This is a genomic window from Marinomonas primoryensis (assembly GCF_013372285.1).
Lineage (GTDB): Bacteria > Pseudomonadota > Gammaproteobacteria > Pseudomonadales > Marinomonadaceae > Marinomonas > Marinomonas primoryensis.
The window spans coordinates 2,160,538-2,174,785 of sequence record NZ_CP054301.1; the positions used below are offsets into that span (position 1 = coordinate 2,160,538).

Genomic DNA, 14,248 nt, shown 5'->3' on the forward strand with positions numbered 1-14,248 from the left:
CCTTTCAAATATGTTAAATAAATACAATACGTTGAGATTAACACTCCGGTTTCACTTCGCCTATATTGAAGTAGAAATATCATCGCGATTATTGACTATCAAAACAGTATTGATGTTCCAAAAAACGACAAAACGAACCGGATTACTCAACTATTCTGTACCAAGCTGAAGTTGATGCTGTATATTTGCTTTTGAAAATACACGATGAAAATTCGCGGCAGTTGCCTCTAACAGAGCCTCGTAACGAATACCTTTTAAATCAGCTACATACTGAGCGATTTCTGATACGTATTTAGGCTCATTTTTCTTACCTCGATAAGGCACAGGAGCAAGGTATGGCGAATCCGTTTCAACAATCAAAGATTCTAAAGGAAGTTTACGAACTGTCTCCTTAAGATCCGCTGCGGTTTTAAACGTTACAATTCCAGAAATGGAGATCAAATAGTTTTCATCCAATGCCGCTTTGGCCATTTCATAATCTTCAGTAAAACAATGCAAAACGCCAGCGGTATCTCGATTACCGTATTGTTTGATCAGTGACAATGTGTCTTCTTTTGCATTTCGAGTGTGGACAATGACAGGCAAACCAAGCGACCCAGCTGCTTTAAGGTGATGAATGAAACTGGTCTTTTGGGCTTCATGGGCCAACACTGATGTCTCATAAAAATAATCCAACCCTGTTTCACCGATCGCAATCACTTTAGGGTTCGCCGCGTATTGCCGCAATAAAAGCTCATCCTGAATTAAGCCTTCACTCTGCAATGGGTGAACGCCACAACTAGCATAAACACCATTTCGTTTAGTGAACCCTAAAATGGTATCCATTTTCTTCAGATCAACACTGATACCCAGCAACTGTCTGACGCCTTTTTGATACGCCGCATCAATAGCCAAGTTTATATCATCGTTATAAGGTGCCAGATCCAGCATGTCGAGATGGCAATGGGTGTCAATTAACATAGTTGGTTTACCACTGATTCAATTCGTGTGTGAGTTGTATTATCGGGTTTAAGTTTGTTTTTTTAAGGTCTGATTTCAGCTTTTGCAACGCTTGATAACGCAACATGAGCGATTGAACACTCAATCTTACTATCAAGGTCGAATAAATCGCACGTAAGGCGCCATCTAATGGAGCGCCTGTTGAATGACAAATACATTGATGCAGAATAGCCGCCAGTCCGTTGCAATAATCTCCAATATTATTACTGTCCAACCCTTTTAATACATCACTAACTGCCGCCGCGCCTTGCAACATGCTATTCAGTTGCTCAGGCAAACCAGCGTATAAATTAGTCTTACCTTGTTGTTGAATCGACAACAAACGAAAAGGCTGTATGGTTAACCAAAACAGAGAGCTCAGCTCTTGGTGATCTGGAAACTGCAGCAACCACTGCTTTACGTCATCAACAGTTGGGGTAGGTACGCTGACCAAAAGACATCGACTTCTTATGGTTGGCAAAAGACTAGTGGATTGGGAACTGGTAAGCACAAAATAAGTACGCGGCGCAGGCTCTTCTAACGCTTTTAATACAGCGTTTGCTGCGTTGATGTTCATCGCTTGAGCGTGCGTAATTAAGACAACTTTATTTTGACCTATTTGCGGTTTTTGATTTATTTGCTTTACTAACAAGCGCACTTGATCGACTTTAATCGTCGATGCTTCACCATCTAAAACACGGAAATCTGGATGTGTATCGGCTCGCATCAAGTCGCATGAATGGCACTGTCCACAAGCCGCAGCCTGATCACCCTCGCACATCAAGTCTTTGACAATTTCACGAGCAAGTTGCTCTTGCCCTACGCCATCCGCCCCCGTCACTAACAAAGCATGAGACAGACTATTCGTTTGTTTCAGCACTTGAACTTGTCGCAAACAAGGAATCAACCAATGAGCAATCGTTGTCATCTATTCATCACCAGACCACGTTTTACTCAGCTGCATCAACTGGTCTTCAATTTGTTTTTGCACAGCATCTAAAGATAGGCTCGCATCAATCACCTTGACTCTGTGTGGATCTGCGCTTGCGCACTCAAGAAAGCCATCACGCACTTTTTGATGAAAGAGTACGGATTCTTTATCCAAACGGTCTTGATGTTGACGCTGCACTACGCGTTCTTGGCCCAATTCAACAGGAACATCTAAAACCAGCGTGGCATCCGGCTTGTTGTCGCCAACGACCCAACTGGCTAATTGATCTAAAACCTTAGTGTCACCACCGCGCGCCTTACCTTGATAAACATAACTCGAATCTAAAAAGCGATCACTGATCACCCATGTGCCTTTCTCTAATGCGGGCTGTATCTTTTCTGCCAAATGCTGGGCTCTGGCGGCAAACACAAGCAACAACTCAGTGACATCATTCACCGGTTCTTCTCTAGGCGTTAATATCAACTGACGTATCTCTTCCGCCAGGGGCGTGCCACCAGGCTCTCGGGTCAGTATGTAAGAGATATTATGAGACTCTAACCACTGACGAATAAAGTGAATAGCCGTTGTTTTACCGCTACCTTCTCCACCTTCAAGCGAAATAAATTTACCTCTCATACACCAACCCCTCTATTTCGCATTTTTTGGAGTCGATCGATAATCTTCTCGACGCTTAAACTGATATTTTCTTACGGCCTGATTGTGCTCTATTAGAGTGTTAGAAAAAGCATGGGTGCCATCCCCTTTAGCGACAAAATACAAGGCTTTGGTTTGCTCTGGATTCAATGCCGCCTCGATGGCTTCACGGCCAACATTAGCAATAGGCGATGGCGGCAAACCATAAAATCGGTAAGTATTATAGGGAGACGAATCCTGCAAACCTTTGCGGGTCAAATTACCTTTAAACGAATCTCCCAGGCCGTAAATTACCGTCGGATCAGTCTGCAGCCGCATGCCTTTTTTTAGTCGATTAATGAATACCTGAGCGATCAAAGGTCGCTCATCCGGCACACCCGTTTCTTTTTCAATAATAGACGCCATAACCAAGGCTTCATACGCTGATTTATAAGGTAAGTCTGGCGCTTTATGTTTCCATAAATCTGTCAATGTTTGCGTCATTAGTTCATGAGCATGTTTTAAAATACTAGCGTCAGTATCACCTTCATGATAACGATAAGTATTCGCGAAAAACTGCCCTTCTGGATGCTCAACCTCAAGTCCTAATTTTTCGACTATTTCTTCATTCGAAGAGTCCAGCAAAGTCATTGTGATATTGCCTCTGGCCTTCATCGCCGACAAGAAATCTTGAGTCGTTTTGCCTTCCAGCAAGGTAATAGAGTAAAAAATAGATTGCCCAGAATCAAACAGCGCCATGATGTCCAATAAATTCATTTCAGGCTGGATTGCGTACTTTCCAACTTTGGGAACCCATTCAGGATTCAGTTTTGAAGCCACTCGAGTAAGAAAAGGATATGCGATCAAACCTTTTTTATTCAGCTCATCACCTAAACTATGAGAGGTATCTCCAGCACGGACTTCAAACGTTTCTACAGACGTCAGTGTCACCGGAACCGTAATAGAATAATAAAGGTAGCCTGCAAATATAGCCGATAAGGTAATCAACAGAAAAACAACACGATAAAACCACTTAATGAGTGCCATGCATATCCTTAGCTTGCATTGAAATTTGTAATTTTCGAGTATGAATACCAATCGGAAAAGATGTTCCTGCAATATGAATGACAGGTACGACCCCCATCAAGCTATTGGTAATAAAAACCTCATCCGCCACCATCAGATCGGACAGTGAATAATGACCAACCTGAACAGTATAACGCTCTTGGTTTTCTATAATGGCCTTTCGATAAGTACCTTGCACTCCCGATCGATGAAGAGAAGGCGTATAGAAAATACCTTTTTCAACCCAAAAAAGATTGCTTTGAATACACTCCACCAATTCTTGACGCTCATTTAACATGATGGCTTCAAAATCTATCACCTTCAAGAACCGCTTAGCCATAACATTTTCTAACCTATTTAAGTGTTTAATGCCGGAAAGAAAGCGATTACTGCTGATAGGAACAGGAGAAATAGAGAGTGAGACACCTTTGGCGCGGTGATCTTGATAATCTGGAGCCGGTAAAATACCGATAATGATGGAGTGAATACAGGGCTCAGGTGCTAAATAACCTCTTCCGCCTTCTCCGCGGCTGACGATAATTTTTACAACCGACTCATCACGAATCAAAGACTGAACATTTTTATCTAAGAAATCCGATAAGACTTTTTTTTGATCGGATGAAAAAGGCATACCGAGCTTATATAGCCCTCGATATAAACGAGAAAGGTGATCATCAATTTGTAGAAAACACTGAGGAAACGCACGAATGGTTTCAAATACGCCATCACCGTAAGCCAAACCACGGTCAGCAACGGAAACAGATTTTTCTAATCTGTAATTAACGAACCAAGTCATGGCTAAAAACTCAAAAAATAAGGTTAGCTATGATAGCGCAAAAAAAAGATGGCGTCCCGTAGGGGGTTTGAACCCCTGTTACCGCCGTGAAAGGGCGGTGTCCTAGGCCACTAGACGAACGGGACACAACATTTTATTGCATTAATTATCTACTTTCTGACCACTCAATATAAAGTGGCGTCCCGTAGGGGGTTTGAACCCCTGTTACCGCCGTGAAAGGGCGGTGTCCTAGACCACTAGACGAACGGGACACTGTTTAGTTTTGAGAAAACTATAAACAATCACATCGCGTTATCGCTAACATCGATGTTGGAGCGGGAAACGAGGCTCGAACTCGCGACCCCAACCTTGGCAAGGTTGTGCTCTACCACTGAGCTATTCCCGCATTACTAACCGCTCTACTCTATTCAAGCGATTTACGATCTCTATTTATAAAATAAAGCACCATAAATAATGGCGTCCCGTAGGGGGTTTGAACCCCTGTTACCGCCGTGAAAGGGCGGTGTCCTAGACCACTAGACGAACGGGACACTGTTTAGTTTTGAGAAAACTATAAACAACCACATCACGTTATCGCTAACATCGATGTTGGAGCGGGAAACGAGGCTCGAACTCGCGACCCCAACCTTGGCAAGGTTGTGCTCTACCACTGAGCTATTCCCGCATTACTAACCGCTCTACTCTATTCAAGCGATTTACGATCTCTATTTATAAAATAAAGCACCATAAATAATGGCGTCCCGTAGGGGGTTTGAACCCCTGTTACCGCCGTGAAAGGGCGGTGTCCTAGACCACTAGACGAACGGGACACTGTTTAGTTTTGAGAAAACTATAAACAACCACATCACGTTATCGCTAACATCGATGTTGGAGCGGGAAACGAGGCTCGAACTCGCGACCCCAACCTTGGCAAGGTTGTGCTCTACCACTGAGCTATTCCCGCATTACTAACCGCTCTACTCTATTCAAGCGATTTACGATCTCTATTTATAAAATAAAGCACCATAAATAATGGCGTCCCGTAGGGGGTTTGAACCCCTGTTACCGCCGTGAAAGGGCGGTGTCCTAGACCACTAGACGAACGGGACACTGTTTAGTTTTGAGAAAACTATAAACAACCACATCACGTTATCGCTAACATCGATGTTGGAGCGGGAAACGAGGCTCGAACTCGCGACCCCAACCTTGGCAAGGTTGTGCTCTACCACTGAGCTATTCCCGCAATAACTTCTCATTCACAGAAATATAGGTAAACTATACAACCACCTGTATATAAAGATGGCGTCCCGTAGGGGGTTTGAACCCCTGTTACCGCCGTGAAAGGGCGGTGTCCTAGACCACTAGACGAACGGGACTACGTTATAATCTTGCTGTGTGAGCGGGTGCGTATATTACTGTTACCAAACATAAAATCAACAGTTTTTTTTATTAATTTAAGTCACTTAAAAAAAAAGTACCATATAAATCAATTGAATCGGAGCTCTTATGCTAAACAAAAAACTATTATTAACCCTGTCACTTTCAACGCTTTTATTAGCGGGCTGCTCTACAACACATTATATAAGCGTCACTCCGCAGGCTGATGTAAAAGGTAAAAGCCTCACCAACGAGAGAGTTATCAATGTCACCACTAGCACTAAACTGACTAATTCCATTGGCTTTATTAAAACAAGCATTAATGAGCGAGCTGACATTTTTACAACAAACGACGTCAAAGAAAGTGTTAAGGATAGTGTACTGGCAGGCTTGCGCGAATTAGGCTTCACTCCAGAACAAGGCGTTATGCCAGCAGCAGACCTACAAATTGAAATAACCAAGATGAGCTACACCACAACAGTCGAAACATTAAAAACCGTAGCCACGTTAGAATTTGAACTAAAAACCACGCTAGCAGCAAAAGGACAAACCTACAAAGCCAACTACGGCTCTGAGAAAGTGAGAGAGTACGGCACAATGCCCTACCAGCAATCCGTTCAGGACGATATGAATAGCCTAGCCAGCCAAACAGTCAACCGCTTACTAAGCGATCCAAACATTATCGTTTTACTTAAATAAAGCCCGATAATATAAACGACCTTCATGCACTGTATTAAGAAGGTCGTTTTTACTTCACCAACCTCTGCAACACAATCACCAATTACTCTCTTCTAATCAAGCCAGATCGCAGCTTAACAACCACTTTCACTTTTTAACGTAAGATTTTTTCTCACTGCATCTTGATCACCTCGACGTTAAGTGTAAAGTTAGAATATTTTTACAATCCAGCTTCCATAAGGATAAAGTGGTGCAAATTCGCAAATCAAACAAACTCGCCAATATATGCTATGAAATTCGTGGCCCAGTACTAAAAGAAGCTGTCCGGATGGAAGAAGAGGGGCAGCGTATACTTAAGCTTAATATAGGCAACCCTGCCGCATTTGGCTTTGAGGCTCCCGATGAAATACTCGTTGACGTCATTCGCAATCTACCCACTTCTCAAGGATACTGCGAATCCAAGGGCCTTTACTCTGCTCGCAAGGCCGTTATGCAAAAATATCAAGCAATGGGCATCAAATCTGCGGATGTAAACCATGTTTGGATGGGGAACGGGGTCAGCGAACTTATCGTCATGGCAATGCAAGGACTTCTTAACGACGGTGATGAAATTCTCATACCAGCCCCTGACTACCCTCTTTGGACCGCTGCTGCCACCCTCTCAGGCGGCTATGTGAAACATTACCTCTGCGACGAAGGCGCCGGCTGGCAACCAGACATCAATGACATTCGCTCAAAAATATCCAACAAAACCAAAGCCATCGTCATTATAAACCCGAACAACCCAACGGGTGCGGTGTATGAAAAAGGCATACTAGAGTCAATAATTAATCTTGCTGAAGAACACAACCTTCTGATTTTTTCGGATGAAATTTACGACAAAATCCTCTATGACGACGCCCAACATATTCCTACTGCTACATTGACAGAAGGCCGCGCACCTTGCATTACGTTCGGTGGACTCTCAAAAGTCTATCGCACCGCTGGCTTCCGTTCAGGCTGGATGGTCATTACGGGGGATAGAGCCGGTATCAGCGATTATATAGAAGGGTTAGACATTCTCAGCTCTATGAGACTATGCGCCAACGTACCTGCTCAGCATGCCGTACAAACCGCATTAGGTGGATACCAAAGCATTAATGAACTAATTATCCCCGGCGGTCGCTTTTATGAGCAACGCAAAGTAGCTTGGGAAGCGCTTGACTCAATTCCCGGCGTTCACTGCCATAAACCTGAAGGGGCGTTGTATTTATTCCCTCGTCTCGATCCAAAAATATACAAAATTAAAAATGACATGGATCTTGTCTTGCAGTTCTTGCGAGAAGAAAAAGTACTTATTGTTCAAGGCACCGGATTTAATTGGCCAACACCAGATCATGTTCGTTTTGTCTTTTTACCACACACCGAAGAACTAACACCCGCCATGGAACGATTTGCTGCGTTTTTAGGTCGATTAAGAAAGCGTTAACACCACTCTTGAAATAATCCAATAAAGCCCTACTATGCTCCTTAACAGTTTCTTAAGGAGCATATCGATGCGCATTATTCTGTTTTTGCTGACAAACCTCGCCGTCATGGTGGTGGCAGGTATTGTCTTAAGTCTTTTGGGCGTTAATGGTTATATGACCAGCAATGGCCTCGACTTCACCTCTTTGCTGATCTTTTGCGGTGTCTTTGGCTTTACGGGCAGCATCATTTCACTCCTATTATCTAAATTCATGGCGAAACGTGGCTCGGGTGCCGTTGTTATTGAGCAACCACGCAACCACAAAGAAGCCTGGCTACTTGATACAGTAAAAGAACTTTCGCAAAAGGCGGGCATTAAAATGCCAGAAGTTGCGATTTTTCCCGCTCACGATGCCAATGCGTTCGCCACTGGCTGGAACAAAAATGCGGCGTTAGTTGCGGTTTCCAGCGGCATGTTAGATCGCTTCTCGCCCGATGAAATTAAAGCAGTACTTGGCCATGAGATAGGGCACGTAGCAAACGGAGACATGATCACCCTGTCACTCATTCAAGGTGTGGTTAACACCTTTGTTATGTTCTTTGCACGTATCGCCGCTTATGCCGTCGATCAGTTCTTGCGTAAAAACGATAACGAAGGCTCTGTGGGTTGGGGTTATTATATTGCGACATTTGTATTTGAGATCATCTTCGGCGTATTGGCCTCAATGATTGTTATGTGGTTCTCTCGCTTTCGCGAATTTAGAGCGGATGAAGCCGGGGCTCGTTTGGCAGGAAAAAACGCCATGATTGCAGCACTTGTACGATTACAGAAAGAGCATGAAGAAAGCCACATGCCGGACTCGATGCTTGCTTTCGGCATTCGTCGCGGCAGAAAACCAACTATGGGCGAGTTGTTTTCTAGCCACCCACCAATCGAAGTCAGAATCAAAGCCCTTCAAGCACTTTAACCCCCAGAGCTTCACCATAAAAAACGCCAGCTTATTTGCTGGCGTTTTTTATGTTTAAAAAACTATTTTGTTTTGTTGTGCTGGGTTTCTAAGATGAAAGCCATCAAAGGAATACCCGCCTCCTTCAGAACATCCACAAAGCGAATACCATAGACATAAAAGTACTCTACACCCATTCGGCTTAAAAAATCATTATCTACTAAACTAGCCTGAACCTGCTCAAGCATTTGAATTTCTTGTGTCCTAATTTCACAATCTAGCTTTAGAATATGATTATAAGGCCCTATTTTCACACTACATACCAAACGCATTGTCTGGTTAACCGAACCGAAATCCTCTTTCGATATAAGCTTTGCGCCGCCAAGACTCAAATCAATAATAATAGAAGAAGAAGCCGCAGCGATGGTTGTTACGGCACCATTTGGTTCAACATTCGATATTAAACGAGTTTCAACTCGAACAGCTTGACGAACTTCAGACGTTTCAACATAACTTGGGTAGGCGATGTGTAAGTGAGCAGCTGGCTCCATATAGCTTTTTGCCACTTTACTAGAAAAGGCGCAAACATGCGTACTCAACATTAATCGAACATTTACGACCTGACTGTCTCTTACTAGAATGTTTTTTCCTTTTAACCTAGGACTAGACAAAATTAGCGAACTTCTTGGAATATTACCAAGCACTTTCACCATGTAACGCCCTGGAGGAGAAATAAACTCCAACTGAACATTTGTCCCTATTGGCACTTCAAGATCTCCCAGATCAACCTGCATTACTCCAGCCATGCACTTACCTTAGTCTCTATTTATTATTTACCGAAAAACCGGCAGCACCTAAAAAGTTGTGCGCAATACTAATATCAGCGCTCATGAAACAAGTATTTAGTTCATCTCTTTCAATGTAATGTTTTCGCAACCAATCGAAGACGTTATTTTCTTTATTTTCCCGATATTTAAAGCGTAAGCGCGCATCATCTCTTGCAACATCATAGATCGCATGAATACTTCGAGCCAGCATTTCCTCTTGCGACCCACCTGCACGCACACGAATAGCCGAAAGCCAACCATCACTCATGGCATCTTTGCTGCTTATACCGAGAGTATTTAATTTCAAATACTGGCATAAAGCCTGATACACCATCCATGTACCTTTTTCACGACCTTGCTTGCTATATCCAGCAATATGCGGAGTAGCGATATCGACGATAGAAACCAACGCCTGATTAATGTTGGGCTCATCATCCCAAACATCCAGTACTAAATGCAGATCACCGTTCAGCTGAGCATGACGCTCAATCAAGGCTTGCTCATCGATAACGCCACCTCGTCCAGCCGAAATAATAGCAGCGCCAGCAGACAATTGACTTAACGCTTCCGCTCCCAGCATCCCCTTTGTGGGATAGCTTCCTGAATGCGTTAAGGGGGCATGCAGTGAAATCACATCGCAAGCCAACACATCAGTCAAAGAAACAAAATTTACCGAGCCGCCAGAATCCATCTTTAAAGGATCATAAACACAGACCTGACATCCCATTCTGGCAAAACGCTCGTAGACGGATTTTCCTACATTACCATATCCGATGACGCCAATTTTTTTGCTTAACCAATGAAGACCCTTCGTTAGATAAAGATAACTCAAACCACTGAAAACATAATCAGCGACCGCTTCCGCGTTGCACCCTGGAGCGCTACTGAAAGCAACATTCGCCTCCGCGAGATATTTCAGATCAATGTGATCCACGCCGATCGTAGCGCTTCCAACAAAACGAACAGAACTACCTTCAAGAAGATCTCGGGTTACCTTCGTTACAGATCTGACCAAAAGCACATCCGCATTATTTACCTGATCATGCGTTAACGCTCGTCCATTAACCAACTCAACGGTACCTAAATGTGAAAAGAGAGCTTCCGCATTCGGCATATTTTCATCTGCAATAATCTTCATACTGTCGCTTTAAAAACTCATCTAATACCAGATCAGAACTATGTTGTTTTAATAAATACCCTGCAAACAACTCAACCCTTTCAGGAAATCCAGAAACTATATATTCGCCTACCTGAGCCATAACAGCCTTTTCAAAATGCCTAGCATCATAATCAGGCAGGGATAAATTATCGACACTGACACGAAAGGGCAACCCAGCTACCCAATGCAATACACATTCAACCGCTTGAGGTCTCACCTCGACTCGCTCAAACTCTAACTGTGTAGGCAAGTCACGAGAATCAGATTCATACCAATAACCATAATCCTCCAAACACCGCCTTTCGTGTCCAGCAATACACCAATGACTCACTTCATGCAGCGCACTAGAAAGATAATCAAAACGAAAATAAACGGTCGCCGGAACATCAGTCTGAGCGGGCAAATAAAGCGGCTCAGCGGCACCACCTACAAGGCGGGTATTGAAACTTGAAAGGAAACAAGCACTAAAGGCTTCCATCAGCTGCTTTACATCTGTCAACTACAGACTCCAAATGTAAAGAATTATCACACAAGAAAGAAAAATGCGCCACGCAAAGTAATTAACTCCACGTAACGCATGAGATTTTCATCTTAAGGCATCAGCCAGACGTTAATAAATAGCTTCAGTATTTAACCGCGATAATAGCGTGAAGGCACGAAAGGCATCGTCGTTAGCGTCAACGGAATACTCTTACCTCTTACACTGGCAAACAATGGCTGATCAGTACCAAGCGATGAAGTAGAAACATAAGCCATTACTATAGGTTGCGCGAGCGTTGGCGAGAAACCGCCACTTGTCACTACCCCTTGAACATTACCAAGCGCATCAACTATATCGACACCTTCGCGAACTGGCGCACGCCCATCCACCAAATAACCAACACGCTTCCTGGCTGGTTTATTCGCAAATTGCGGCAATATGATATCAGCACCAGGAAAACCACCAGCACGCTCACCATCCAAACGACGTACTTTTTGGATTGCCCAATTAATAGAAGCCTCTACTGGCGTAGTATTGGTGTCAATATCGTGACCATATAGACACAAGCCCGCCTCAAGACGTAACGAATCACGCGCACCAAGACCGATCCATTCGACCTCAGTAAAAGCCAACAATGCACTCGCAAAGGCATCAGCATGGTCATTTGGTACTGAAACTTCGTAACCATCTTCACCAGTATAACCAGAGCAACTTACCCAAAGCTCAACCCCTTGCCAATCCAGTTTGGAGCTTTGCATAAATGTCATAGACAAAACATCAGGCACCATTCGGGTAAACACTTCGCGAGCTTTTGGCCCTTGAATAGCTAACAACGCTCGATTATCAATGACTTCAACATCACAACCTACCAATGATGACCTAAGGTAAGCAATGTCCTGTTCTTTACAGGCCGCATTTACGACCATAAAGACATCGTCACCCCAGTTCGCAAACATCAAATCATCTGTAATGCCGCCCTCGTCTGTTGTGAACATACCGTAACGCTGCATACCTTCCGCCAAATCAACAACATCAACCGGCAGAATTGCCTCAAGAGACGACTTTACACCCTCCCCCCTTAACATCACTTGCCCCATGTGCGAGACATCAAACAACCCCGCATTCTCGCGAACCCATAGGTGTTCCTTCATGACGCCAAGAGGATATTGAACAGGCATTTCATAACCTGCAAATTCAACCATTCTGGCACCAGAAGCAATATGTTGATCATACAAAGCTGTACGTTTCATAACGAAAACCTTAATAAAGTTAGTGGTAGGGTTTGTTTCCAATTGGAAACAGAGTATCTAAAAGCAACTTGATTTGACAAGTACTAAGCAATATTTATTAAGTGATTATTGTAATAAATACCAACAAAAATGGAGAAAACAACTAAATGATCGGTCAAAAATATTAAGATATATACTTAGAATTCACTTCAATTTACTGTTTCCAATTGGAAACTTTTTGATTATGATAAAGAAAATGACGTAAATTGATCAATGACTGACGCTCTTAGAAAGATGATCTTTTTTCATCATCCTAGACTGCCATAGTGTTATTATACGCAAAACTCATTGTCTTCTAGGCATACATGTTTATTAAAGAGGAATTTACCCATGGTCAACACCGACGCTTTTTTCAGCCAAACGTTAGCTGAACGAGATCCAGAGCTTTTTGCAACGATTGTTGCAGAAGAAGAACGCCAAGAAACCGGCATTGAATTGATCGCTTCTGAGAACATCACTTCAAAAGCAGTCTTGGAAGCTCAGGGCTCTGTCCTTACCAACAAATACGCTGAAGGTTATCCGAATCGTCGCTACTATGGTGGCTGTGAAGCGGTAGACGTAACAGAACAACTTGCGATCGACCGAGCTAAACAACTTTTCAACTGCGAGTTTGCCAACGTGCAACCTCACTCTGGCGCCCAAGCAAATGGCGCAGTAATGCTTGCTCTACTTCAGCCAGGCGATACTATTCTTGGTATGTCTTTGGACTCAGGTGGTCATTTGACTCACGGTGCACCACCAGCGCAATCAGGTAAATGGTTTAATGCCATTCAATACCAAGTTCACCCTGACACATTATTGATTGATTACGATGCCATCGAAGCACAGGCATTGGAATGCAAACCGAAAATGATCATCGCAGGTGGCTCTGCCATACCTCGAGTTATAGACTTCAAGCGTTTCCGTGAAATTGCTGACAAAGTTGGCGCCTATTTGTTTGTTGATATGGCTCATATTGCTGGTCTTGTAGCGACAGGTGCTCATCCATCTCCGCTTCCTCACGCACATGTTGTAACAACCACAACACACAAAACACTTCGTGGCCCGCGCGGCGGCATGATTCTTTCCAACGACCTTGATCTTGGTAAGAAAATAAACTCTGCAGTTTTCCCAGGCTATCAAGGTGGCCCACTGATGCACGTCATCGCAGGTAAAGCCGTTGCCTTTGGTGAAGCCCTAAAACCTGAGTTCAAAGTGTACATCGATCAAGTAGTTGCGAACGCTAAAGTATTGGCAGAAGTGATGATTGAACGCGGTTGCGATATCGTGACCGGTGGAACAGACAACCACTTAATGCTTGTTGACTTGCGCCCTAAAGGCATCAAAGGCAACATGGCGGATAAAGCACTAGAACGCGCCGGCATCACCTGCAATAAAAACGGCATCCCGTTTGATACTGAAAAACCAATGATCACATCTGGTATCCGTATCGGTACACCGGCAGCAACGTCGCGTGGTTTTGGCATAGAAGAGTTTCGTCAAGTTGGTCATCTAATCAGTGACGTAATCGATGGCTTGGTAGCAATGCCAGAAGGCAATCCAGAAGTAGAAGCTCGCGTACTTTCTGAAGTAAAAGAACTTTGCAAACGCTTCCCACTTTACCGCTAAAAACACATACCCAAGGATACGTATTCTTGGGTATTTTTTTCGAAGAGGCATAAA

General features: G+C 43.6%; 13 protein-coding genes and 10 tRNA genes. 4 read left to right on the forward strand and 19 right to left on the reverse strand.

Annotated features, from left to right (window positions below):
* Positions 1-150 precede the first annotated feature (150 nt).
* The 15 genes from MP3633_RS09985 to MP3633_RS10055 form a co-directional block, all read right to left on the reverse strand.
* Positions 151-960 (reverse strand): TatD family hydrolase, encoded by an 810-nt coding sequence (locus MP3633_RS09985; protein WP_176335436.1) that lies wholly within the window; start codon positions 958-960, stop codon positions 151-153.
* Between the two features lie 7 nt (positions 961-967).
* Positions 968-1,906 carry a DNA polymerase III subunit delta' gene (gene holB, locus MP3633_RS09990; RefSeq protein ID WP_176335437.1) on the reverse strand — a complete coding sequence of 313 codons (939 nt, stop codon included), beginning with the start codon at positions 1,904-1,906 and terminating at the stop codon, positions 968-970.
* Positions 1,907-2,545 (reverse strand): dTMP kinase, encoded by a 639-nt coding sequence (tmk, locus tag MP3633_RS09995; protein WP_176335438.1) that lies wholly within the window; start codon positions 2,543-2,545, stop codon positions 1,907-1,909.
* A 12-nt stretch (positions 2,546-2,557) separates the two neighbouring features.
* The gene (gene mltG / locus MP3633_RS10000; RefSeq protein WP_176335439.1) at positions 2,558-3,589 is read right to left on the reverse strand and encodes an endolytic transglycosylase MltG; all 1,032 of its coding nucleotides are present in this window, start codon (positions 3,587-3,589) and stop codon (positions 2,558-2,560) included.
* On the reverse strand, positions 3,576-4,403 hold the full coding sequence (pabC, locus tag MP3633_RS10005) for an aminodeoxychorismate lyase (protein WP_176335440.1): 828 nt from the start codon (positions 4,401-4,403) through the stop codon (positions 3,576-3,578). Before pabC ends, mltG begins: the two co-directional genes overlap by 14 nt.
* Before the next feature lie 49 nt (positions 4,404-4,452).
* Positions 4,453-4,528 (reverse strand) — tRNA-Glu (locus MP3633_RS10010).
* Positions 4,529-4,578: 50 nt separating this feature from the next.
* A tRNA-Glu gene (locus MP3633_RS10015) sits at positions 4,579-4,654 on the reverse strand.
* A 59-nt stretch (positions 4,655-4,713) separates the two neighbouring features.
* Positions 4,714-4,788 (reverse strand) — tRNA-Gly (locus MP3633_RS10020).
* Between the two features lie 69 nt (positions 4,789-4,857).
* Positions 4,858-4,933: transfer RNA gene (locus MP3633_RS10025), tRNA-Glu, on the reverse strand.
* A 59-nt stretch (positions 4,934-4,992) separates the two neighbouring features.
* A tRNA-Gly gene (locus MP3633_RS10030) sits at positions 4,993-5,067 on the reverse strand.
* Positions 5,068-5,136: 69 nt separating this feature from the next.
* Positions 5,137-5,212 (reverse strand) — tRNA-Glu (locus MP3633_RS10035).
* A gap of 59 nt (positions 5,213-5,271) precedes the next feature.
* Positions 5,272-5,346, reverse strand: a tRNA-Gly gene (locus MP3633_RS10040).
* A gap of 69 nt (positions 5,347-5,415) precedes the next feature.
* Positions 5,416-5,491, reverse strand: a tRNA-Glu gene (locus MP3633_RS10045).
* Between the two features lie 59 nt (positions 5,492-5,550).
* A tRNA-Gly gene (locus MP3633_RS10050) sits at positions 5,551-5,625 on the reverse strand.
* A 57-nt stretch (positions 5,626-5,682) separates the two neighbouring features.
* Positions 5,683-5,758: transfer RNA gene (locus tag MP3633_RS10055), tRNA-Glu, on the reverse strand.
* A gap of 130 nt (positions 5,759-5,888) precedes the next feature.
* Between MP3633_RS10055 and MP3633_RS10060 the strand changes: the two genes are divergently transcribed.
* The 3 genes from MP3633_RS10060 to htpX all read left to right on the forward strand — a co-directional run bounded on the left by MP3633_RS10060 (position 5,889) and on the right by htpX (position 8,851).
* On the forward strand, positions 5,889-6,458 hold the full coding sequence (locus MP3633_RS10060; RefSeq protein ID WP_176335441.1) for a YajG family lipoprotein: 570 nt from the start codon (positions 5,889-5,891) through the stop codon (positions 6,456-6,458).
* A gap of 229 nt (positions 6,459-6,687) precedes the next feature.
* The gene (locus tag MP3633_RS10065) at positions 6,688-7,905 is read left to right on the forward strand and encodes a pyridoxal phosphate-dependent aminotransferase (RefSeq protein ID WP_280526375.1); all 1,218 of its coding nucleotides are present in this window, start codon (positions 6,688-6,690) and stop codon (positions 7,903-7,905) included.
* Between the two features lie 67 nt (positions 7,906-7,972).
* The gene (gene htpX / locus MP3633_RS10070; RefSeq protein ID WP_176335443.1) at positions 7,973-8,851 is read left to right on the forward strand and encodes a protease HtpX; all 879 of its coding nucleotides are present in this window, start codon (positions 7,973-7,975) and stop codon (positions 8,849-8,851) included.
* Between the two features lie 62 nt (positions 8,852-8,913).
* Here the strand turns inward: htpX and MP3633_RS10075 are convergent, their stop codons facing one another.
* The 4 genes from MP3633_RS10075 to gcvT form a co-directional block, all read right to left on the reverse strand.
* Positions 8,914-9,636 (reverse strand): flagellar brake protein, encoded by a 723-nt coding sequence (locus MP3633_RS10075; RefSeq protein WP_176335444.1) that lies wholly within the window; start codon positions 9,634-9,636, stop codon positions 8,914-8,916.
* Between the two features lie 16 nt (positions 9,637-9,652).
* Positions 9,653-10,795, reverse strand: a complete 1,143-nt coding sequence (locus MP3633_RS10080) for a 4-phosphoerythronate dehydrogenase (RefSeq protein WP_176335445.1) — start codon at positions 10,793-10,795, stop codon at positions 9,653-9,655.
* Entirely contained in the window at positions 10,776-11,315 is a 540-nt protein-coding gene (locus MP3633_RS10085; RefSeq protein ID WP_176335446.1) for an elongation factor P hydroxylase, read from the reverse strand. Before MP3633_RS10085 ends, MP3633_RS10080 begins: the two co-directional genes overlap by 20 nt.
* Before the next feature lie 131 nt (positions 11,316-11,446).
* Positions 11,447-12,547 (reverse strand): glycine cleavage system aminomethyltransferase GcvT, encoded by a 1,101-nt coding sequence (gcvT, locus tag MP3633_RS10090; protein ID WP_176335447.1) that lies wholly within the window; start codon positions 12,545-12,547, stop codon positions 11,447-11,449.
* Between the two features lie 369 nt (positions 12,548-12,916).
* On the opposite strand from gcvT, the gene glyA reads away from it, so the two are divergent.
* Entirely contained in the window at positions 12,917-14,194 is a 1,278-nt protein-coding gene (gene glyA / locus MP3633_RS10095; RefSeq protein WP_176335448.1) for a serine hydroxymethyltransferase, read from the forward strand.
* Positions 14,195-14,248 lie beyond the last annotated feature (54 nt).